18 protein-coding genes are annotated in these 20278 nt (G+C 69.0%); 8 read left to right on the top strand and 10 right to left on the bottom strand.

Annotation, left to right across the window (positions count from 1 at the left end; all coding sequences use genetic code 11):
* Positions 1-214: 214 nt before the first annotated feature.
* Positions 215-1816 carry an ABC transporter substrate-binding protein gene (locus ABEG18_RS25675; protein WP_406855861.1) on the bottom strand — a complete coding sequence of 534 codons (1602 nt, stop codon included), beginning with the start codon at positions 1814-1816 and terminating at the stop codon, positions 215-217.
* Between the two features lie 207 nt (positions 1817-2023).
* On the opposite strand from ABEG18_RS25675, the gene ABEG18_RS25670 reads away from it, so the two are divergent.
* The 6 genes from ABEG18_RS25670 to ABEG18_RS25645 all read left to right on the top strand — a co-directional run bounded on the left by ABEG18_RS25670 (position 2024) and on the right by ABEG18_RS25645 (position 8002).
* Positions 2024-2953, top strand: coding sequence for a sugar kinase (locus ABEG18_RS25670; RefSeq protein WP_406855860.1), 930 nt, complete (start codon positions 2024-2026; stop codon positions 2951-2953).
* A 149-nt stretch (positions 2954-3102) separates the two neighbouring features.
* A complete protein-coding gene (gene msrP / locus ABEG18_RS25665) occupies positions 3103-4050 on the top strand; it encodes a protein-methionine-sulfoxide reductase catalytic subunit MsrP (RefSeq protein ID WP_406855859.1) in 948 nt (315 codons plus the stop codon).
* Positions 4050-4745: a sulfite oxidase heme-binding subunit YedZ gene (locus tag ABEG18_RS25660; protein ID WP_406855858.1), complete on the top strand. Its 696-nt coding sequence runs from the start codon at positions 4050-4052 to the stop codon at positions 4743-4745. The genes msrP and ABEG18_RS25660 overlap by 1 nt, the downstream gene beginning before the upstream one ends.
* Before the next feature lie 129 nt (positions 4746-4874).
* Positions 4875-5105, top strand: coding sequence for a hypothetical protein (locus ABEG18_RS25655; protein WP_406855857.1), 231 nt, complete (start codon positions 4875-4877; stop codon positions 5103-5105).
* 46 nt (positions 5106-5151) lie between these two features.
* On the top strand, positions 5152-5958 hold the full coding sequence (locus ABEG18_RS25650; protein WP_406855856.1) for a PstS family phosphate ABC transporter substrate-binding protein: 807 nt from the start codon (positions 5152-5154) through the stop codon (positions 5956-5958).
* A 4-nt stretch (positions 5959-5962) separates the two neighbouring features.
* A complete protein-coding gene (locus ABEG18_RS25645) occupies positions 5963-8002 on the top strand; it encodes a methyl-accepting chemotaxis protein (RefSeq protein ID WP_406855855.1) in 2040 nt (679 codons plus the stop codon).
* Here ABEG18_RS25645 and ABEG18_RS25640 read toward each other — a convergent pair.
* Together ABEG18_RS25640 and ABEG18_RS25635 are read right to left on the bottom strand one after the other, a co-directional pair.
* A complete protein-coding gene (locus ABEG18_RS25640; RefSeq protein WP_406855854.1) occupies positions 7968-9023 on the bottom strand; it encodes an FAD-binding oxidoreductase in 1056 nt (351 codons plus the stop codon). The genes ABEG18_RS25645 and ABEG18_RS25640 overlap by 35 nt on opposite strands.
* A 97-nt stretch (positions 9024-9120) precedes the next feature.
* A complete protein-coding gene (locus tag ABEG18_RS25635) occupies positions 9121-10872 on the bottom strand; it encodes an ethylbenzene dehydrogenase-related protein (RefSeq protein ID WP_406855853.1) in 1752 nt (583 codons plus the stop codon).
* Between the two features lie 323 nt (positions 10873-11195).
* On the opposite strand from ABEG18_RS25635, the gene ABEG18_RS25630 reads away from it, so the two are divergent.
* Positions 11196-11771: a CAP domain-containing protein gene (locus ABEG18_RS25630; RefSeq protein WP_406855852.1), complete on the top strand. Its 576-nt coding sequence runs from the start codon at positions 11196-11198 to the stop codon at positions 11769-11771.
* A gap of 6 nt (positions 11772-11777) precedes the next feature.
* Here ABEG18_RS25630 and ABEG18_RS25625 read toward each other — a convergent pair whose 3' ends face one another.
* The 7 genes from ABEG18_RS25625 to ABEG18_RS25595 all read right to left on the bottom strand — a co-directional run bounded on the left by ABEG18_RS25625 (position 11778) and on the right by ABEG18_RS25595 (position 19357).
* Complete coding sequence (locus ABEG18_RS25625) at positions 11778-12233, bottom strand: DMT family transporter (protein WP_406855851.1); 456 nt, start codon at positions 12231-12233, stop codon at positions 11778-11780.
* Between the two features lie 136 nt (positions 12234-12369).
* The gene (locus ABEG18_RS25620) at positions 12370-13368 is read right to left on the bottom strand and encodes an ABC transporter substrate-binding protein (protein WP_406855850.1); all 999 of its coding nucleotides are present in this window, start codon (positions 13366-13368) and stop codon (positions 12370-12372) included.
* A gap of 30 nt (positions 13369-13398) precedes the next feature.
* Positions 13399-14343, bottom strand: a complete 945-nt coding sequence (locus ABEG18_RS25615) for an ABC transporter permease (protein ID WP_406858711.1) — start codon at positions 14341-14343, stop codon at positions 13399-13401.
* 182 nt (positions 14344-14525) lie between these two features.
* The gene (locus ABEG18_RS25610) at positions 14526-15419 is read right to left on the bottom strand and encodes an ABC transporter permease (RefSeq protein WP_406855849.1); all 894 of its coding nucleotides are present in this window, start codon (positions 15417-15419) and stop codon (positions 14526-14528) included.
* Positions 15420-15623: 204 nt separating this feature from the next.
* Complete coding sequence (locus ABEG18_RS25605; protein WP_406855848.1) at positions 15624-16403, bottom strand: ABC transporter ATP-binding protein; 780 nt, start codon at positions 16401-16403, stop codon at positions 15624-15626.
* Positions 16404-16569: 166 nt separating this feature from the next.
* Positions 16570-17997, bottom strand: coding sequence for a dihydropyrimidinase (gene hydA, locus ABEG18_RS25600; RefSeq protein WP_406855847.1), 1428 nt, complete (start codon positions 17995-17997; stop codon positions 16570-16572).
* Between the two features lie 100 nt (positions 17998-18097).
* Positions 18098-19357 carry a Zn-dependent hydrolase gene (locus ABEG18_RS25595; RefSeq protein ID WP_406855846.1) on the bottom strand — a complete coding sequence of 420 codons (1260 nt, stop codon included), beginning with the start codon at positions 19355-19357 and terminating at the stop codon, positions 18098-18100.
* Positions 19358-19547: 190 nt separating this feature from the next.
* Here ABEG18_RS25595 and ABEG18_RS25590 point away from each other — a divergent pair, with 190 nt between their 5' ends.
* Positions 19548-20237 carry a TetR family transcriptional regulator C-terminal domain-containing protein gene (locus ABEG18_RS25590; protein WP_406855845.1) on the top strand — a complete coding sequence of 230 codons (690 nt, stop codon included), beginning with the start codon at positions 19548-19550 and terminating at the stop codon, positions 20235-20237.
* Positions 20238-20278 lie beyond the last annotated feature (41 nt).

Here is a 20278-nt window from a genome sequence, read left to right as displayed (position 1 = left end):
ACGCAGCCGCGGAGGGGAAGGGGGATCCAGACTCTTGGACGTCCCGCTGGATCCCCGTCCCGCGCCTTCGGCGCGCCGGGGGATGACGGCGGATGGGTGGATGCGGCTCTCAAGACGTGGGGGGCCGTCATGCAAGAGCAGCTCTGGGCGCCCGGAAACCACCGTCCCCGGGCGCCGACGTCTCAGGCGGGAGGGCCAAGCCCTCCCGACCGCCTCACTTCATGTCGACGCCGTAGAACTCGTGGCGGTTGAAGGGGCTCATCTTGTAGCCGGTCACTTCCTTGCGCATCGGCTCATAGACGACGGAGTGCGCGATGGTCATGTCCGGCGCCTCCTCCTTCTGGATGAGCTGCATCTCCTCGTAGAGCTTGGCGCGCTCCTTGTTGTCGGCCATGGCGGCCGCCTTCTTCAGGCGGTCGTCGAACTCCTTGTTGCACCACTTGGAGAGGTTCTGGCCGCCCGGGCGGGCCGCCGAGCAGCCGCGCAGGAAGAAGAAGTTGTCCGGGTCGCCATTGTCGCCGGTCCAGCCGAGCTGGCCGGTGATGTGCTCGCCCTGCTGCATGCGCTTGCGGTACTCGCCCCACTCGTAGGTCACCAGCTTGGCGTTGATGCCGATCTTGGCGAGGTCGGACTGCATCATCTCGGCGATGCGCTTGCCGTTCGGGTTGTAGGGGCGCTGAACCGGCATGTACCAGAGGTCGATGTCGAGCGGCGTCTTCACGCCGGCCTTCTCGAGCAGCTCCTTGGCCTTGGCCTGGTCGAACTTATAGTCGACCACCTTGTCGTTGTAGGACCAGATGGTCGGCGGAATCAGGTTCTTGGCCGGCTCGCCGGCGCCCAGATAGACGTCGCGGATGATGGCGGCCTTGTCGACGGCCATGTTCATGGCCTGGCGCACTTCCTTCTTGTCGAAGGGCGGCTTCTGCACGTTGAACGACCAGTAGGCGATGTTGAGGCCGGGCTGCTGCATCATCTGCAGGGCCGGGTCCTTCTTGATCTCCTCCAGGTCCGCCGGGCGCGGATAAGCCATGTGGTGGCACTCGCCCTTGCGCAGCTTGGCGAGGCGGGCGGTGGGATCGGGCGTGATGGCGTAGACGAGGTCGTCGATCGCGGCCTTGCCGTGGAAATAGTCCGGGTTGGCCTTGAAGCGGATCACCGCGTCCTTCTGGTAGTTCACGAACATGAACGGGCCGGTGCCGACCGGGATCTGGTCCATCACCTCGGGCTTGCCCTGCTTGGTGAGGAAGTCGGCGTATTCCTGGGAGTGAATGGAGGCGAAATCCATCGCCAGATTGGCCAGGATCGGCGCGTTCGGCTCATTGAGCGTCATGACGATGGTGTAGTCGTCGGTCTTCTCGATGCTCTTGAGCAGCTTGGGCATGTCCATGTCGTTGAAGTAGTCGTACTTCCCGCCGGACACCTTGAAGTAGGGATGGTTCTCTTTCCACTGGCGGTTGAAGGAGAACAGCACGTCGTCCGCGTTGAAGTCGCGGCTGGGCTTGAAGTCCTTCGTGGCGTGGAACTTGACGCCCTTGCGCAGCTTGAACGTGATCGTCTTGGCGTCGTCCGAGAAGGTCCAGCTCTCCGCCAGGCCGGGGACCACCGTGGTGGAGCCCCGCTCGAACTCGGTCAGCTGGTTGAACACGGGGCGCGCCGCGTCGAAGCTGGTGCCGGTGGTGTTGAGGGCGGGGGTGAAGTTCTCCGGGCTGCCTTCCGAGCAGTAGACGAGCGTCTTGGCCGAAACGGCCGTGGAGCCCATCAACAGGGCGGCCAGCCCAAGGCCGACAAGGCCCTTGGCGATCGTGGTGCGTGTCATCGACTTCCCCTCGTGTCACATTCTTCACGGCCAGCGAGGCCGCGGCCGTCTTGGGACAGCGTGGGCTGTAGAAAAGCCCTTTTCGCAGCCCGGCGCAATCGCCCTTCCGCCGTCACATTGGCGCCGTCGGCCATTCGAACGGAAGTTGCGCGTCCTGCCTGCAAGGGGCAATATGCGCAATCATTCAAACGATTTAACGGATAGCCGATGAAAGCCCTGGACGTGCTGGCGATGGGCGAGCCCCTCGTAGAGTTCAACCAGGTCGAACGCCAGGGCGAGATGCTGTTCCTGCCGGGCTATGGCGGGGATACGTCCAACGCGGCGATCTCGGCGGCCCGCAACGGCGCCAAGGCGGCCTATTTCACGGCGCTCGGAGACGACGCGTTCGGGCGCCAGATCGCCGACCTGTGGGACCGGGAGGGCGTCGACCGCTCGTCCGTGCTGACCCGCCCCGGGGCGCCAACCGGCCTCTATTTCATCAGCCACGACGCCAAGGGCCACCATTTCAGCTACTACCGGGCGGGGTCGGCCGCGAGCCTCGTGATGGCGTCGGAGGTTCCGGCGGCCAAGATCGCGTCGGCGCGGGTCCTTCACGTCTCGGCGATCAGCCAGGCCATTTCGACCAGCGCCTGCGACGCCGTGTTCCACGCGCTGAAGCTGGCCCGCGAGGCCGGGACCACCATCAGCTACGACACCAATCTGCGGCTTCGCCTGTGGCCCCTGGAGCGGGCCCGGGCGGTGACGCACGCCGCGGTGGCGATGAGCGACATCGCCCGGCCCGGCCTGGACGACGCCAGGCAGCTCACCGGGCTGCAGGGTCCGGAGGAGATCTGCGACTTCTATCTCCGCCTGGGGTGCCGGATCGTGGCCCTCACGATGGGGACCGACGGGGCCATGGTGGCGCTGCCGGGCGAGCGCCGGGTCATCCCGGCCCACAAGGTCGAGGCCGTGGACGCGACCGGGGCGGGGGACGCCTTCGACGGCGCGTTCCTGTCCGAGTGGCTGCGCTGCGGCGACGCGTTCCAGGCCGCGGACTACGCCAATGCGGCGGCGGCGCTCTCGACCTTGGGCTATGGGGCGGTCGCCCCCCTGCCCCGGCGCGAGGCCGTCGAGGCCTTTCTGGGCCGGGCCGGCTGACCGGACCCCTCCCGGCGCCGGGCCTCACGCGGGATCGTGAGTTGTCGTGATCGCCGCACGGCGCTTGACTGCGACCGCGCAAGCCCGATCTGCCATGGGCTCAGGGCGCGCTCGCCGCCATCGCCCGCCTTGTGCGTCGGAGAACCCAGATGTCGTTCCGCTATCCCACCATCGCTCCTTCGCAGATCACGCCCCGCGACGTGTTCCTCGACCGCCGGCGCTTCGTGCAGTCCGCGGCGGGGCTCGGGGCGGCCGCCGCCATGGGGTTGCCCGCGCCGGCCTTCGCGGCGGCCCCCGCGCTGGACAAGCTCGATGCGCCGCGCAACGCCAAGTTCAGCGTCAACGCCGAGCCCACGACCAAGAAGATCGTGACGGGCTACAACAACTACTACGAGTTCGGCACGGGCAAATACGACCCGGCGGCGTCCGCCGACCAGATGAAAACCCGTCCCTGGACCATCGAGATCGGCGGCGAGGTCGAGAAGCCGATGACCATCGGCATCGAGGACATCCTCAAGATGTCGCTGCAGGAGCGGGTCTACCGGTTCCGCTGCGTCGAGGCGTGGTCCATGGTGGTGCCCTGGGTGGGGCTCGAATTCAACGAGCTGGCCAAGCGAGTGGGGCCGACCAGCAAGGCCAAATACGTCAAGTTCACCACCGTGATGCAGCCGGAGACCATGCCGGGCCTGCGCATCCCGGTGCTGGACTGGCCCTATGTGGAGGGCCTGCGCATCGACGAGGCCATGCACCCGCTCACGCTGCTGACGGTGGGCGCCTATGGGGAGACCCTCACCAACCAGAACGGCGCCCCGGTGCGGATCGTGACGCCGTGGAAATACGGCTACAAGAGCGTGAAATCGATCGTGAAGATCGAGTTCGTCGAGCAGCAGCCGGGGACGGCCTGGAACAAGGCCGCCGCCAACGAATACGGCTTCTACTCCAACGTGAACCCGGACGTGGACCACCCGCGCTGGAGCCAGAAGCGCGAACGGCTGCTGCCGGCGCTCTTCGCCAGCCGGCAGACCGAGCTCTTCAACGGCTACGCGGACCAGGTCGCCTCGCTGTATGCGGGCATGGATCTGAAGATCGACCACTGATGACCGTCACGGAAAAGCCCCCGTCCCGCGCCGCGGCTCCGGCCAGGGCCGCCCCGCCGGCGTCGGCGCGGCGCCGGGACTGGGTGCGCATCGCCAAGCCGGTCGTCTTCCTCGCCGCGCTGATCCCGGCGCTGCGCCTGGTCTACGGCGTGTTCGTCGACCCGGAGATGCTCGGCGCCAATCCGGCCGAGACCATCGAGCACGCGACGGGCGACTGGTGCCTGCACTTCCTGCTCATCACCCTGGCGGTGACGCCGCTGCGGCGGCTGAGCGGCTGGAACTGGCCCATCAAGTTCCGCCGCATGCTGGGGCTGTTCGCCTTCTTCTACGGGTTCGTCCACCTCTTCGCCTATGTGGGCTTCGACATGGTGTTCGAAGCCGGCGCCATCGCCAAGGACATCCTGAAGCGGCCCTTCGTCACCGTGGGCTTCGCGGCCCTGGTGTTGATGACGCCGCTGGCCGTCACCTCCACCAAGGGATGGGTGCGCCGCCTCGGCGGGCCCCGCTGGGCCCGGCTGCACCAGGCCATCTACGCCATCGCGATCCTGGGGGTGGTGCATTACTGGTGGCTGGTGAAGCGGGACATCACCTGGCCGGTGATCTACGCCGTCCTGCTGGCCGCCCTGCTGGGCTGGCGGGTCTGGGCCCGCATGCGTCCGTCCAAGCCGCGCCGGCGCGCCGCCGCCGCCGCGTGACCGTGGTGAATTGACGCGCCCCGCGCCGGGTCCGCCTTCGCCGCGCGATGTGCGATCCGTCACGCCCCGGGGCGCCGCGTCAGGCCAGGGTGAGGGAGCCGCCTCGTGCGGCCGTCGATGGAGCGGACCATGCCGACCGGCTCGCTGTATTCCCTCAGGAATTTCCCGAAAGCGGGCGTCGCGGCCCATCCCGTGCTGGCGGCCGTCGCCGTGGGACTGGCCGGCGTCGTCATCGGGGCCGCGCTGGGACTGGCTCTGGTCGAACTCATTCACTGGTTGTCGGCGGGCGAACCCATCGTGGCGTTACAGCCTCAGGTTGCATTTACGACAGGTATAAGGGCGCTTTTCAGGCTCTCTTAATCAGAGGGTCTTATGCTTCGGCAAGAATTGGCTAGCCGAGGCTTCCATGACCTTTCCTCGTATCCTCCTTGCCGGCGCGATCGCGGCGGCCTTCACCCCGGCCCTTGTGGCGCCAGGGCATAGCGCAGACCTGACCGTGCCCGGAACGGGCGACGGCATCGAGATCCTCAAGGCGGTGGGCGCGGCCTTCTCGGCCGACCATCCGGCCGTGGCCGTGAAGGTGCCGCCGAGCATCGGTTCGGGCGGCGCCGTGGTGGCGGTCTCGACCGACCAGGAGGTCGTCGGCCGCGTGGCCCGGCCGCTGTCGGACGCCGAGAAGTCTCAGGGCCTGGTGCTGACGCCGATCGTCAAGATCCCGTCGGCCTTCTTCGTCCATGCGGACGCCAAGGTGACGGCGCTGACCAGCAAGCAGATCGCCGACATCTATTCCGGCGCGGTGACCAACTGGCAGGAGGTCGGCGGCGCCGACCTGAAGATCAAGGTGGTCCGCCGCGAGGACGGCGACAGCACGCTGGGCGTGCTGCGCGCCTCCATGCCGGGCTGGAAAGACCTCGTCCTGACCGGCAAGTCGAAGACCGCCACGACCACCCAGGAGGCGGTCGAGACCGTCCGCGCCGTGGAAGGCGCCGTCGGCTTCGGACCGTTCTCGTCCGCCCTGAAGGACAGCGTCGTCGTGCTGAGCATCGACGGAAAGGCGCCCACCGCCCCGGACTATCCGAGCGCCGTTGTGGTCGGCCTGATCCACAAGCCCCAGACCGTCACGACGGACGCCAAGGCCTTCATCCAGTTCGCCTCCAGCGACAAGGCCAAGCAGGTGGTGAACGACCTGGGCGGCGTGCCCGTGGCGCAATAGCAGGATGCTGTTCCGCTCCCTCAGCGCGAAACTGATCAGCGTGATGCTCATCGCCACGAGCGTCGCGCTCGTCGCGCTCGTGGGCGGCACGCTGATCCGGGTCGAGCGGGGGCTCAGCGAACAGTCGCAGGAGCTGGCCCGCTTGTCGGTCGCCAAGCTGGCGGAGACGCTGCGGGCCGAGGCGAACCTGTCGAAGGCGCGGCTCGACACGCTGCAGCGCGACGCGGCCCGGCGGCTGGGCGTGGTGGCCCAGCGGGTCGACATCTTCCGCGCCATCCAGTCGCGCAACGTCGTCGCCATGAGCGAGCCGCTGGACGCCGCCGTCCGCGCCGCGAACCTGGACATGATCGCCGTCATCGACCTGAAGTCGCGGGTGATCGGGACGTCGTCGAAGCGCGCCGACCTGGTGCAGATGGACCAGGCGCTGCGCGCCAGCCCGGTTCTGGCCCGCGTCAGCTCCATCATGGCGTCGAACGACCGCTCCATGCCGACGACCTGGCAGGACCTCGTCTGGATCGAGGCCGACATGGCCGCCAAGCTGGACATCGGGTCCACCTCGGTCCTCACGATGGCGTTCGTGGAGCCGGTCTTCGACGACTTCGGCGAAACGGTCGCGGCCCTGGTCGGGCTGCGCAGCATCAAGCCGTCCGAGGCCGTGCTGGAGGATTTCGCCCGGCTTACCGGCTCGGCCGTGCTGATCCAGGTCGGCGGCGAGGCCGTGTCGGTGTCGGGCGCGCCCAATGTGGGCCTGCGCCTGCGCCGCATGCCCGAGACCACCCTGCTGGAGAGCGAGAGCGGCCGCTTCGTGGCCAACTGCGTCGACATCATGAAGGACGTCCGGGTCTGCGCCCTGGCGCCGCGCGGCGAGGTCTACGCCCTGCGCGACCAGACGGTGCGGATCGGCGAGGCCCATGCGGCCGATCTCAAGGCGTGGCTGGTCGCGGCCGGCCTGCTGGCCCTGGGGCTCGTCGGCGGACTGGCCCTCATGGTGTCCAGGCGCGTCAGCCGGGCGATCTCGCAAATCACCGGCGCGGTCGTGGCGGTGGCGCAGGGCGACTGGCGGGCCGAGGTCACCGGATCCGAGCGCCGGGACGAGATCGGGGCCATCGCGCGGGCCGTGCTGCTGCTGCAGCACTCCATGGAGGAGCGCGACAAGCTGCGCTCGGACGTGGCCGGGGCGGAGGCGGTGCGCCGACGCAGCGCGGCGCTGGACGCCGCGATCCAGCGCTTCGATGCGACGATGCGCTCCGTCCTGCGCAGCGTGCAGGATTGCGTCAGCTCCATGAACGCCTCGGCGCAGGGGCTGGACGGCATCTCCCGCCACGCCAAGGACGAGGCGAGCTCGACCGTCCGGGCGTCCAAGCAGACGACGTCGTCCGTGATGGTGGTGGACGCCGCCACGGGGCAGCTCAGCACCGCGATCCGCAGCGTCTCCGACAAGGTCAGCCTCGCGGCCGAGGTTATCGTGCGCGGCAACGACACGGCCCTGGTGGCCACCCGCAAGGTGGGCGGGCTGCTGGAGGCCGCCAGCCAGATCGGCGCGGTGGTGCGGATGATCGAGGGCATCGCGGCCCAGACCAACCTGCTGGCCCTGAACGCCACCATTGAAGCGGCGCGGGCGGGCGAGGCGGGGCGCGGCTTCGCGGTGGTGGCCAACGAGGTCAAGGCCCTCGCCGGCGAGACCGGCAAGGCGACCGAGGTGATCGCCGGCAAAGTGGCCGCCATCCAGGAGGCCACCAACGACGCGGTCCGGTCGATCGACATGATCGCCCAGTCCTTCTCGGACGTGCTGGCCGAGACCACCACGATCCGGCACGTCGTCGCCGACCAGTCTCAGGCGACCGAGCAGATCGCCGAGAGCGTCTCCTCCGCCTTCGAGGGCACCGGCGCGCTCTGCGCCAGCGTCGAGAATCTGAGCTCCACGGTCGAGAACGCCCGCGACGCTACGGTCGACATGGTGGCGATGGCAGCCCGCATGGCCGAAGAGGCCAAGCAGATGGACATCGCGGTCAAATCGTTCCTGACCGAAGTGGCCGCGGCGTAGCGGCCGCGCCCGGTTCGCCGGACCGCGATCCCCAATTCGTCATCTGGAAGAAGCGGCCGAGCTTCTGCGTCAGCGACGCGGGGGTCTCGTTCATGACGAACGGATCCGCATAGCAGACCGCCCCGGCGTCCTGGGCGATGCGCTTGACCGCCGCCACCATGGCGGGCGCGCCCGCCGCATAGACGGTGTGGTCGGGACCGAGCGCCGGAAGCGCGTCTGTCGGGCGACCGGCGCGCATGTCGGCGAAGGCCGGGCCGCCGCTCGTGGTCAGCGTGAGGTACCGGACGCCGCGGGCCGACAGCCAGGCGAAGGCCTGGCGCATGTAGAGGTCGGCCGGATCGCGGGCGCCGGCGATCACCGTGATGGGCCGGTCGGGCTGGCCGAGCCGGGCCGCGACCGCGATCGACCAGATCGGCGCGAAACCCGTGCCGCTCGCCACCAGCACCAGCGGGCCGGTCCCCTGCCGCAGCCAGGCATGGCCGTAGGGACCGCGCACCTTCAGCCGCGAGCCGACCTTGATGGCCTGGCCGATCGCGGAGGAGAAGCGGCCCATGGGGTAGCGCCGGACGTGGAAATACAGGCGGTTCACGTCCGCCTCGCCGCCCAGTCCCAGCGTCGGGCTGTAGTCGCGCTCGGGAAGGCCCTTGAAGGACAGCTTCACATATTGGCCGGGCAGGTAGCGGAGCGGGCTGTTGAGCTCCAGCGTCACCTCGTCGATGTCGGGCGAGAGCGGCCGGATGGAAGAGACGCTCGCCATGCGGGCGCCGACGGCGGGCGCTTCCTCGAAGGTGATGGACGCGTGCCCGGTCAGGGTCGCCTGGCAGCCCAGCACGGTCGCGCCTTCGCGGGTGCCATGGTCGTCGACGCCGCCCTCCACGGTCACGCGGCAGCTGTCGCACTGCCCCGTGCAGCAATCATGCGGCATCGCGATGCGGGCCGCCAGGGCGGCGTCCAGGACGGTGGCGCCGACCAGGGCGGAGACGCTCTTGCCGTTGATGGTGAGCTGGCACTTCGAAGACATGCATCCTCCTTCGGAGAGCGGGACACGCTCCCGGGTCTTAACGTTTGGGGTCGAGGGAGGGGACCGGCGCGCCGCCGGTCCCGCATCGTTCTGGGCGTCAGGGCAGCGCGATCACGATCGGCCTCATGTGCCGGGTGTGGCGGGTCTGGGTGTGATCGAAGACCGAGACATACATGTAGATCGGCTCTCCCTTCTTGAACGGGATGTCATATTTGCTGCCGGTGTCGAGGACGCGGCTGGTCTCCAGGGTCCAGTAGCCGTCTTTCCACTGGGCGGCGCCCATGAGGTCCGCCCGGTCTCCCGAATACTGGCCCTGGATCAGCACGCCCGGGATCACGGTCCCGACCGGGATCTTGTCGTCGGCCTCCTTGCTGTAGGGAACGACCTCGTCCTCGGTCATCCACCAGCGCGAGCCCTCGTCGTTGCTCTTGTTGAGGTCGAGGTGGAGCGTCCCCATCGCCTTGACGGTCGCCGCATAGTCCTTGGGCAGCTTGCTCAGCGTGACCGGCCCGCGATATCCGCCCGGCGCTTCGGACTTGTAATTGTAGACGTAGAAGCTGGTGCCCGGATCGCTGTCATAGCCGGCCTGATAGCGCGCCTTGCCGGCCTTCATGGCCTCGTTCGCCTCGTTTGGCGGGCCGAAATACATGTCGTCGACGCGGCCCAGGAGACCGCCGCGGGACGCCTTCCACTGCCACACGTCGGCGTAGAGGCCGTCGGTGGTGTAGTGGTAGCCGCGGCCGTGGACGGGCTTGGGCTGGCCGGGCAACGGGTCGGGGCCCATATGGGTCGAGCCGCCATTGCCGAAGGCGTCCGAGCGCGTGAACAGGACGGCGAGCTTGTCCTCGTAGAAGTCGATCACGTCCGCCGTGTCGGCCTTCGAGCCGATCATGCGCCAGCCGTCCTCGCGCTTGACCAGGGGCAGCCGCATCTGCGAGCGCGTCGGATCCTCCCACCGGAAGGCGAAGTAGATCTTTCGACCGTCCTCGACCGCCCGCACCTCGACGGTGGAGGTTCCGGTCCCGCCCAGATTGGCGCCCTGCTCCGTCCGCACCCGCACCGGCCGGGCGTTGGCCCAGGCGGCGTCGTCCAGCTTGCCGTCCGCCGTGGGCGGCGTCGCGACATGCGCCACGGTGAGGGCGTCGCGGGTTCCGTAGTCGAGGGCCGCGACCCCGAAGGCGATCGGCAGGCCGGCGAAGGCCGCGACCACGAAAGGCCGGGGCCGGGCGGCGGCCGTCCTGGCCAGCGGGCTCGGCTTGAACAGGCGGAGCAGCTGGTCGAGGCCGCCATACATGAAGTGGGTGAAGACGTGCACGCCGATATAGACGAGCGTGACCGTGGCCAGGAGGCCGTGAACGGTGACCACCCAATCGCCAAAGCCCAGATACATGGCGACGCCGGTCGCCGTAAGGGCCGCCAGGATGGCGTAGATCGCCCAGTGCAGCACCACGTTGACGGCGTTCCAGCGCAGCCGCGCGGAGGCCGGCATGGTCAGGACGCGCATGCGCGACGGCGCGATGCGCTGCATCAGGCCCGCCCGCGCCATGTAGACCGCATAGGCGGTGGCGCAGAAGAACAGCGCCAGACTGCCGACGAAGTGCCAGGTCCACACCTCGCCTTGGGGCAGGACCGACCAGAGCGCGCGGCCGACGACCGAATCGAGCCCGTCCCCGCCGATGCGCAGGCCCGTGGCGAGGCTGACCACCACCGCCGCCGCGGTCGCCCAGTGCAGCACGATGGTGCCGACATCCGAACGCGGCTTGGCCCGCACCGGGGCGGAACCGCCCGCAGCTGCGTCTTTGACACGCTGGGCTTCGGCGATCTCTCGGGGCTGAATGACTTGGTTCATATGCATACCGCTCCAAGGCATGGCGGCGCGCTCGGCGCGGCCAAGTTTAACTTCTCAACGACGCTGCCCTGAAGTCCGCTTATTGGCGTTAATCTAGAACGTTTTCTTTACCATGAGGAGTCCTCACGGACGGGCCCTGCGAATATTGGTTAACGCGCAGAGCCCTTGGGCAATGCCACAAGATAACCTTCGGTCTCTCCCTTGCAAAGTATCATTTTTATCAATCTTAATCAAAGGATCGAAGTCTTTACGAGCAGGTTCAAACTTTACAACTGAAGATTGTTCGCCCCAAACCCGCCCGGATCATTGGCCACAAGGCCCCCATGAAACCTCTCGTCACTTTCGCGCTGCTCTGCCTCGCCCTGGCCGGCGCTGCGAAGGACGCGGCCGCGCAGGCGCCCGCTCCCGCCAGGCCCGGCCTTGCGAAACGGCCCGCGGCGGTCTTCGAGTCGACCCGCGCCGCCCAGGCGGTGAGCGCCTTCCGCAAGGCCGAGGGCCTCGGGCCGGTGACGTCCGACCCGGCGCTGGTGCGCGCGGCCGAGGTCCAGGCGAACGGGATGGCCGCCCGTGGCGAGATGTCGCACGAGGTCGTCGGGTCCTTTCCGTCGCGCCTGAAGTCCGCCGGCGTGCGGGCCTTCATGGCCTCCGAGAACGTCGCGATGGGGCAGACCGACCTCGCGGACGCGATGGCGTCCTGGAAGGCCTCGGCCGGACACCGCAAGAACCTGCTGATGAAGGGCGCCACCCGGATCGGCCTGGCCCGCGCCACGGGCCCGGGCGCGCGCGGGCCCACGCTCTACTGGGCGATGGTGCTGGCCGGCCCGGAGCCGCGGCCGAACGAGCCGCCGCCCGGGGCGGCGATCATGCCCTTCGGCGGTCCGGTCTGGTTCGGGAACTGAGCGGCCTTACAGCACCCGCACCATCACGGCCCCGACCAGCACGAGCGCCACGCCGGCGACGCGCCCGAGCGAGATCTCGCGCATGGCGAGGCCGAGCAGGCCGAACTGGTCCAGAAGCAGGGCCGCGATGAGCTGGCCGGCGATCGCGAAGGCGATCAGCGTCGCCGCCCCCAGGCGCGGCACCAGCACGATGTTGGCGCAGACATAGACGGCCCCCAGCGCGCCGCCGACCACGAAGAGCCAGAGCGGGACGCGGCTCCACTGCTCGGCGCTGGGATAGTCCCGCACGAACAGCCCGACGATCCCGGCGAGCAGGATCGCGGCCGCCGCGAAGGAGATGGCCCCCGCCAGGATGGGGTTGCCGACGCCGCGCGCCAGTTGCGCGTTCAGGGCCGCCTGGACGGGCAGCGCGGTCGCGGCCAGCAGGGCGACGAGCGGCAGGAGGATCGTCAAGGGTGACATGGGGTTCTCTGTTGGGCCGCTCGGCGCCGCGAAGCCTCGCCTCGGCGCGGCGGCTCCTGCGCTGGCGAGCCTGAAGGCTCGCGGACCTGGGGCGGGACCGGCGCAGCGGGGCCGCTGCGCCGGGGTCGTGGCGGCCTTATTTCAGCGCCTTCGCCTTGTCGGTCACGGCGTGGCTGAACGCGCCCGTGGGCTCCTTGGAGATCACCGGGTCGGACCCGCCCGAGAGCAGCGTCGCGACGGTGCGCTTGTAGTCGGCCTCGTCGAGCGAGCCGTCGGAGCCGGCCGTCAGCTTGTTGATCTCCTCCATCATGCGCGTCTGGTGCTTCTCGGTCTGGGCGCCGGAGGCGTCATTGTCGAGCACGATCTTGGCTGCGTCCTTAGGGTTCTGGCGCGCCCATTCCCAGCCCTTCATGGAGGCCTTCACGAAGCGCGCCATTTTGTCCACGAAGGCCGGGTCCTTGAGCTTCTCCTCCAGCACGTAGAGCCCGTCCTCCGTGGTGGCGACGCCCTGGTCCTCGTATTTGAACACCACGAGGTTCTCGGGCTTGATGCCGGCGTCGATCACCTGCCAGTACTCGTTGTACGTCATGGTGGAGATGCAGTCGGCCTGCTTCTGCAGCAGCGGGTCGACGTTGAAGCCCTGCTTCAGCACCTTCACGCCGCCCGCCGAGCCGTCGGTCGGGATCTTGAGCTTGGCCATCCAGCTCAGGAACGGGTACTCGTTGCCGTAGAACCAGACGCCGAGTGTGCGGCCCTTGAGGTCCTCGGGCGCCTTCACGCCGGTCTCGGCCCGGCAGGTCAGCATCATGCCGGAGCGCTTGAACGGCTGCGCGATGTTGACCAGCGGCACGCCCTTTTCGCGCGAGGCGAGCGCGGACGGCATCCAGTCCACGATCACGTCGGCGCCGCCGCCTGCGATCACCTGCGGGGGCGCGACGTCGGGGCCGCCCGGCTTGATGGTGACGTCGAGGCCGGCGTCCTTGTAGAAGCCCTTGTCCTTGGCGACGTAGTAGCCGCCGAACTGGGCCTGCGTAACCCATTTCAGCTGGATCGTGACCTTGTCGGCGGCCTGCGCCGCGGTGGCGGCTGCGAGCGCCCCGAGCGCCAGGCCGGCCAGCATCATGTGCTTCTTCATCGCGTATCCCTCCCGAATGCGAACGAACGATCAGCCGGCGCGCTGCCTGTAGCTGGCGTGCCAGAAGGTGGCCCGGCGCTCGGCGAGCGCCAGCAATCCATAGAAGAGCGAGCCGGCCAGCGCGGCGACCACGATGGTCGCCCACACCATGTCGATGTTCATGCGCCCGACCTCGGTGTTGATCCGGAACCCCATGCCGACAATGGGCGTCCCAAAGAACTCGGCCACGATGGCGCCGATCAGCGCCAGCGTGGAGTTGATCTTCAACCCGTTGAAGATGAACGGCAAGGCCGCGGGCAGCCGCAGGTTCAGGAGCGTCTGGCCGTAGCTCGCCGCGTAGGTTTTCATCAGGTCCCGCTCCATCGCGCCCGCCGACGCGAGGCCCGCGACCGTGTTCACGAGCTGCGGGAAGAACGTCATGATCACCACGATGGCGGCCTTGGACTGCCAGTCGAAGCCGAACCACATCACCATGATGGGGGCGACGCCGACGATCGGCAGCGCCGACACGAGATTGCCGAGCGGCAGCAGCCCGCGCTGCAGAAACGGCGAGCGGTCGATCAGGATCGCGGCCAGAATCCCGGCGCCGCAGCCCATCACGTAGCCGGCCGTCACGCCCTTGAAGGTCTGCACGAAGTCGGCGCCCAGCGTCGGCAGAGACGAGCCGAAGCGCGCCGCGATGGCGGACGGCGCGGGCAGGATCACCTTCATCATCGAGGAGCCGAAGCCCCGCACGCCGCACTCCCACAGGAACAGCAGCGTGAGGCCGAAGATCAGCGGGACGGCGAGGTTGACCAGCCGCGCCGGCCAGCCCGCCGGCGGGCGCAACGCCGCCAGCCACGACACCGTGTGCCAGGCCGCGAGCCAGACCGCCGCCAGCGCGGCCGCGTAGCCCCAGCCGGCGTTGCTCTGCAGGCCCGCGCCGAGCAGCCAAATGAGCGCCACCGCGGTGGCCGCGGACATCAGGGCCAGCATCAGCGAGCCGAGCCGCCAGCGGGCCGGATTGTTCGCGCCGCCGGCGCACAGCACCGCCGAGGCGACCAGCGCGGCAAGATAGGGCCGCGCCCAGCCGGGCGCGTCGCCGCCCGCCGCCAGCGGACCCGCGAGCGCAAGCCCGCTCGCCGCCGCCGCCAGGATTGCGAGCCAGTCGGGACGCTTCATCGCGCATACCCCATGCGCCTGGCGACCACGCGGTCGGCCAGCGCCACCGCGGCGATCAGCGCGCAGGCGCAAAACGCCGCCGCGAAGATGGCGGCCCAGATCTGGATGGTCTGGCCATAATAGGAGCCGGCCAGCAGCCGCGCGCCGAAGCCGCCGTCGGCGGATTGAGTCAGCTCCGCCACCACCGTCCCGACGAGGCTGGCGGCGACGCCCACCTTGAGGCTGGCGAACAGAAACGGCACGGAGGCGGGCAGCCGCAGCGACCAGAAGGTCTGCATCTTTGAGGCCGAATAGGTGCGCAGGAGGTCGAGCTGCAGCGGATCGGGCGAGCGCAGCCCCTTCACCATGCCGACCGTGACGGGAAAGAACGACAGGTAGGCCGCGATGGCGGCTTTCGGCACGATGCCGGTAACGTCGAGCTGGTTCAGGATGATGACGATCATCGGCGCCAGCGCGATGATCGGGATCGTCTGCGAGGCGATGATCCAGGGCATCAGCGAGCGCTCAAGGCTGCGCACATGGACGATCAGCACCGCAAGGCCGACGCCGAGCCCGGCCCCGAACAGGAAGCCCAGCAGCGTCGCCGAGAGCGTCACGCCGCCATGGTAGACAAGGCTGCGCTTGGACGACGGCGCGGTGTCCACCACGGTCTTCCACAGCTCCTGCGCGACCTGGTGCGGCGCCGGCAGCCGCGGCCGCTCCTGCGCGAGCGTGCCGGCCACGAGTTCGCCCGTCGTCCAGCTCTTCTGCCCGGCGTTGTCGAAGGCCGAGCGCTGCAGATCGGCGTTCATCCAGACCGCGCCCGCGTACCACAACGCCACGATGGCGACGCAGACGGCCAGGATGGGCCCGAGATGGCCGGCCCAGAGCGCGGCGAGCCATCGCTTCATGAGAGCGCACCGTCGCATGAGCGGGGCGCGATCGGCCTCCCTCCCCCTTGTGGGGAGGGAACGAGGGTGGGGGTCGCGCGATGGCGCAGGTTCGAGCGCGTCGCCGCGCCCCGGGCGGCAAACGCGATGCAGAGACCCCCACCCCTAGCCCCTCCCCACAAGGGGGAGGGGGACAGGGCGGCGCACGGCGGCGTGCGGGGCGCCTCAATCATACGAATGCCCTTCGCGCAGCCCCTGGCGGACGCGGTTGGCGATGGCGAGGAATTCGGGCGTCTCGCGGATGTCCAGCGTGCGGTCGCGCGGGAAGTCGCACGGGATGATCTCGTGGATGCGGCCCGGACGGGGCGACATCACGACGATGCGGGTGGACAGGAACACGGCCTCGGGGATTGAGTGGGTGACGAACACCACGGTTTTGCGGGTGAGGTCCCACAGGCGCAGCAACTGCTCGTTGAGCTTGTCGCGGACGATCTCGTCCAGCGCGCCGAAGGGTTCGTCCATGAGGAGGAGGTCGGGGTCGAAGGACAGCGCCCGCGCGATGGAGGCGCGCTGCTGCATGCCGCCGGAGAGCTGCCACGGGAACTTGCGCTCGAAGCCTTCGAGGTTCACCAGCGCGAGATTGCGGGCGACGCGCTCGCGCCGGTCCTCGCGGGAATGGCCCATGATCTCCAGCGGCAGGCCGACATTGCCGGCGATGGTGCGCCACGGATAGAGCGCCGGCGCCTGGAACACATAGCCGTAGGAGCGCTTCAGCCGCGCCTCGTGCGGGCTGACGCCGTTCACGGTGATCGACCCGGACGTGGCGGTCTCCAGGTCCGCGATCACGCGCAGCAGCGTGGTCTTGCCGCAGCCGGACGGCCCGATCAGCGACACGAACTCGCCGCGCTCGATCGCGAGGTCGATCCGCGACAGCGCCTGCACGGCGCCGTCGGCGGAGCCGTAAGTGAGCGACAGGTTGCTGGCCTGGATGACGGTGTCGGGCATCAGCGCAGGGCCTGGGCCGAAGGACCCCTCATCCGACCTCGCTTCGCTCGGCCACCTTCTCCCCGTGCCGGGGCGAAGGGCGCGCGCGGCGCCGTGGCCGCAATGGGCCCCCTCTCCCCGGCACGGGGAGAGGGCTGGGGTGAGGGCCGTTGCAAGCGACGCAGCCTCAACGCGCGACGGCCCGGTCGGCGGTGAGCGCCTTGAAGGTGCGCAGCGCCTGGGCGTCGGCCGGGAAGGGCGAGCGGGGGACGAAGCGACCGCGGCCGCGCTGGCCGGTGAGCTTGCCGTCCTGCCACACGCATTCGCCGCGCGAGAAGGTGTAGCGCGGGGTGGCGCTGACCTTCATGCCCTCGAAGACGTTGTAGTCGATCGCCGACTGCTGGGTCTTGGCCGAGATGGTCTTGCCGGCCTTCGGGTCCCACACCACCAAATCAGCCTCGGCCCCCTGCTGGATGACGCCCTTGCGGGGATAGAGGTTGAGGATGCGGGCGATGTTGGCCGAGGTGGCGGCCACGAACTCGTTCATGGTGAGGCGGCCGGTCTCGACGCCCTTGGTCCACAGCACCGAGAGCCGGTCCTCCAGCCCGCCGGTGCCGTTCGGGATCTTGGTGAAGTCGCCCATGCCGAAGCGCTTCTGCTCGGTCGTGAAGGCGCAATGGTCGGTCGCCACCACCTGGAGGGAGCCGGCGCGCAGGCCGTTCCAGAGGTCGTCCTGGTGCTTCTTGTTGCGGAAGGGCGGGGACATGACGCGCTGGGCGGCGTGGTCCCAGTCCGGATGGGCGTATTCGCTGTCGTCCAGCGTGAGATGCTGCACCAGCGGCTCGCCATAGACGCGCTGGCCGTTGGCGCGGGCGCGGGCCACGGCCTCGTGCGCCTCGATGGACGAGACATGGACGATGTAGACCGGGCAGCCGGCCGCGTCCGCGATCATGATCGCCCGGTTGGCGGCCTCGCCCTCGACGCTCGGCGGACGCGAATAGGCGTGGCCCTCCGGGCCCGTGATGCCGTCCTTGAGCAGCTTCTGCTGGAGCGCCGCCACGAGGTCGCCGTTCTCGGCGTGGACGAGCGGCATGGCGCCGAGCTCGGCGCAGCGTTGGAACGAGGCGAACATCTCCTCGTCGTTCACCATCAGCGCGCCTTTGTAGGCCATGAAGTGCTTGAAGGTGGTGACGCCCTTCTCCACCACCTTGCCCATGTCGGCGCGGACCTGGTCGTTCCAGTAGGTGATGCACATGTGGTAGGCGTAGTCCGCGTAGGCGGTCTCGGACTTCTTCTCCCACTCGGCCCAGGCGTCGAGCAGCGGCTGCCCGTTTCCGGGAATGCAGAAGTCCACCACCATGGTGGTGCCGCCCGACAGCGCCGCGCGCGTGCCGCTTTCCCAGTCGTCCGCCGTGGTGGTGCCCATGAACGGCATGGAGAGGTGCGTGTGCGGGTCGATGCCGCCCGGAAACACGAAGCAGCCCTCCGCGTCCACGGTGCTGTCGCCCGAAAGGCCGTCGCCCACCGCCTTGATGTGCTCGCCCTCGATCAGCACGTCCGCCTTCCAGGTGCGGTCGGCGTTGACGACGGTTCCGTTCTTGATGAGCGTCGACATGAGCGGCTCCTGTCATGGGGGCGAATGGCGAGTGGCGAATGGCGAGTGGGGCAGCGAAGTTGGCGAAGTCGACTTGCGCCCCGCCATTCGCCATTCGCCCTTATGAAACGATCTCGGCCTTGCTGAGCGCGGCCTGCAGCAGCACGTTGGCGCCGGCCGTGGCCCATTCGGGCTTGATGTCCTCGGTCTCGTTGTGGCTGATCCCGTCCACGCAAGGCGTGAAGATCATCGCGGTCGGGGCCACGCGGGCGATGTAGCAGGCGTCGTGGCCGGCGCCGGACACGATGTTGCGGTGCGTGTAGCCGAGCTTGGCGGCGGCGTCGCGCACGGCCTTGACGCAGCTCTCCTCGAAGGCCACGGGCGGATAATAGAAGATCTGCTTGGTCTCCTGCTCCAGCCCGATGGCGGCGCAGATGGCGGCGACCCCCTCGTGCAGGGCCTTGTCCATGCCGGCCAGCACGGCGTCGTCCGGGCAGCGGAAGTCGATCGTCATCCACACCTGCCCGGGGATGACGTTACGGGAGTTCGGGTAGGGGTTGAGCATGCCCACCGTCGCGACCGCGTTGGGGGCGTTGGCGAGGCCGATGCGGTTCACCAGCTCGACCACGCGCGCCGCGCCCAGCAGCGCGTCCTTGCGCACCGGCATCGGCGTGGAGCCGGCGTGGCTCTCGAAGCCCGTCAGCGTGATCTCATACCAGCGCTGGCCCTGGCCGTGCGTGACCACGCCGATATCCAGGTTCTCGTCCTCCAGGATCGGGCCCTGCTCGATGTGCAGTTCGAAAAAGGCGTGGATGGGCCGGCCGCCGACCGGCAGGTCGCCCTGGAAGCCGATGCGCCGGAGCTCGTCGCCCAGCGTCTTGCCCTCGGCGTCGACGCGCGAATACGCGAACTCCTCGGTGTATTCGCCCGCGAACACGCCGGACGACACCATCGCGGGAGCGAAGCGCGAGCCCTCCTCGTTGGTCCAGTTGGCGACCTCGATGGGGTGTTTTGTGCGGATGTTGAGGTCCTTCAGCGTGCGCACGACCTCCAGCGCGCCGAGCACGCCCAGAACGCCGTCGAACTTGCCGCCGGTGGGCTGGGTGTCGAGGTGGCTGCCCAGCATCACGGGCGGGAGGCTGTCGTCCACGCCGGGGCGGCGGGCGAACATGTTGCCCATGCGGTCCACCGAGACGGTGCAGCCCGCCTCCTCGCACCAGCGGGTGAAGAGCTCGCGGCCCTGCTTGTCGAGGTCGGTCAGCGTCAGGCGCTTGCAGCCGCCCTTGGGGGTGGCGCCGATCTGCGCCATTTCCATGAGGCTGTCCCACAGGCGCGCGCCGTCGATGCGCACATTGCCGAATTCGGCCGCAACACCGCTCATGACCCCACTCCCCTCGCCACCCTGGCGGCCCCGAGGGCCGTCTCGCAAGCCGCGGAGCGGCGTCTGATTTTTGTCTCCCGCACCCGCGAGGTCGAGGCTAGTATGGCATTGACCGTTTGGTCAACAATCACGCCCGAGCCCGCGCGCGTCGGTCCGAGGCGATGCAAAAAGCGCGCTGCTGGAGGATATCTTGGCCAAAGCCAGGCCACGCCATCGGGTCGAGCCGCGCCAGCCGCCGGCGCCCGGATCTCCCGGGCCGGCGCCCCGGGCCGCCATGCGGCTGAACGCCCGCGAGGAGAACGAGCGCCTGATCCTGGAGGCGGGCGAGAGCGTCTTCGCCGAGCTCGGCTTCAAGGGCGCGACGACGGGCGCGATCGCGGCCCGCGCCGGGCTGCCGAAGGCGAACGTGCATTACTACTTTCCCAGCAAGGACGACCTCTACCGGGCCGTGATGGCGCGGGTGCTGCACCGCTGGCTCGCGGCGGCGTCCTCGCTCGACGACAGCGACGATCCGGAGGACGCGCTGACGCGCTACATCACGGCCAAGATGGAGCTGTCGCGCAGCATGCCGCTGGGCTCGCGCATCTTCGCCAGCGAGATCATGCGGGGCGCGCCCGCCATCGCCGATCACCTGGAGGGCACCCTCGCCCACTGGGTCGAAACGCGCGGCGCCATCGTCCGGCGCTGGATCGCCGAGGGCAAGCTCGCCCCGATCGAGCCGAAGACGCTGTTTTTCCTGATCTGGGCGGCGACGCAGCACTACGCCGACTTCGCCACCCAGATCGAGGTGCTGAACGGGGGCCGCCCGCTCGACGACGACGAGTTCGCCGAAACGACCCGCCAGCTCGCCCGCACCATCCTGCGGGGCGTGCTGGCCTAGGCAGGCGCCGGAATCACGGCTCCGTCATTCCCGGCGGCGCG

The sequence above is a fragment of the Alsobacter sp. KACC 23698 genome (genome assembly GCF_045348435.1).
Lineage (GTDB): Bacteria > Pseudomonadota > Alphaproteobacteria > Rhizobiales > Beijerinckiaceae > Alsobacter.
This window is presented reverse-complemented; position numbering and strand designations above follow the sequence as displayed.

Bases quoted from the DNA above. Each gene is read 5' to 3' on its own strand.
- ABEG18_RS25675 (WP_406855861.1), bottom strand. From the start codon at position 1,816: ATGACACGCACCACGATCGCCAAGGGCCTTGTCGGCCTTGGGCTGGCC.
- ABEG18_RS25670 (WP_406855860.1), top strand. From the start codon at position 2,024: ATGAAAGCCCTGGACGTGCTGGCGATGGGCGAGCCCCTCGTAGAGTTC.
- msrP (WP_406855859.1), top strand. From the start codon at position 3,103: ATGTCGTTCCGCTATCCCACCATCGCTCCTTCGCAGATCACGCCCCGC.
- ABEG18_RS25660 (WP_406855858.1), top strand. From the start codon at position 4,050: ATGACCGTCACGGAAAAGCCCCCGTCCCGCGCCGCGGCTCCGGCCAGG.
- ABEG18_RS25655 (WP_406855857.1), top strand. From the start codon at position 4,875: ATGCCGACCGGCTCGCTGTATTCCCTCAGGAATTTCCCGAAAGCGGGC.
- ABEG18_RS25650 (WP_406855856.1), top strand. From the start codon at position 5,152: ATGACCTTTCCTCGTATCCTCCTTGCCGGCGCGATCGCGGCGGCCTTC.
- ABEG18_RS25645 (WP_406855855.1), top strand. From the start codon at position 5,963: ATGCTGTTCCGCTCCCTCAGCGCGAAACTGATCAGCGTGATGCTCATC.
- ABEG18_RS25640 (WP_406855854.1), bottom strand. From the start codon at position 9,023: ATGTCTTCGAAGTGCCAGCTCACCATCAACGGCAAGAGCGTCTCCGCC.
- ABEG18_RS25635 (WP_406855853.1), bottom strand. From the start codon at position 10,872: ATGAACCAAGTCATTCAGCCCCGAGAGATCGCCGAAGCCCAGCGTGTC.
- ABEG18_RS25630 (WP_406855852.1), top strand. From the start codon at position 11,196: ATGAAACCTCTCGTCACTTTCGCGCTGCTCTGCCTCGCCCTGGCCGGC.
- ABEG18_RS25625 (WP_406855851.1), bottom strand. From the start codon at position 12,233: ATGTCACCCTTGACGATCCTCCTGCCGCTCGTCGCCCTGCTGGCCGCG.
- ABEG18_RS25620 (WP_406855850.1), bottom strand. From the start codon at position 13,368: ATGAAGAAGCACATGATGCTGGCCGGCCTGGCGCTCGGGGCGCTCGCA.
- ABEG18_RS25615 (WP_406858711.1), bottom strand. From the start codon at position 14,343: ATGCTGGCCCTGATGTCCGCGGCCACCGCGGTGGCGCTCATTTGGCTG.
- ABEG18_RS25610 (WP_406855849.1), bottom strand. From the start codon at position 15,419: ATGAAGCGATGGCTCGCCGCGCTCTGGGCCGGCCATCTCGGGCCCATC.
- ABEG18_RS25605 (WP_406855848.1), bottom strand. From the start codon at position 16,403: ATGCCCGACACCGTCATCCAGGCCAGCAACCTGTCGCTCACTTACGGC.
- hydA (WP_406855847.1), bottom strand. From the start codon at position 17,997: ATGTCGACGCTCATCAAGAACGGAACCGTCGTCAACGCCGACCGCACC.
- ABEG18_RS25595 (WP_406855846.1), bottom strand. From the start codon at position 19,357: ATGAGCGGTGTTGCGGCCGAATTCGGCAATGTGCGCATCGACGGCGCG.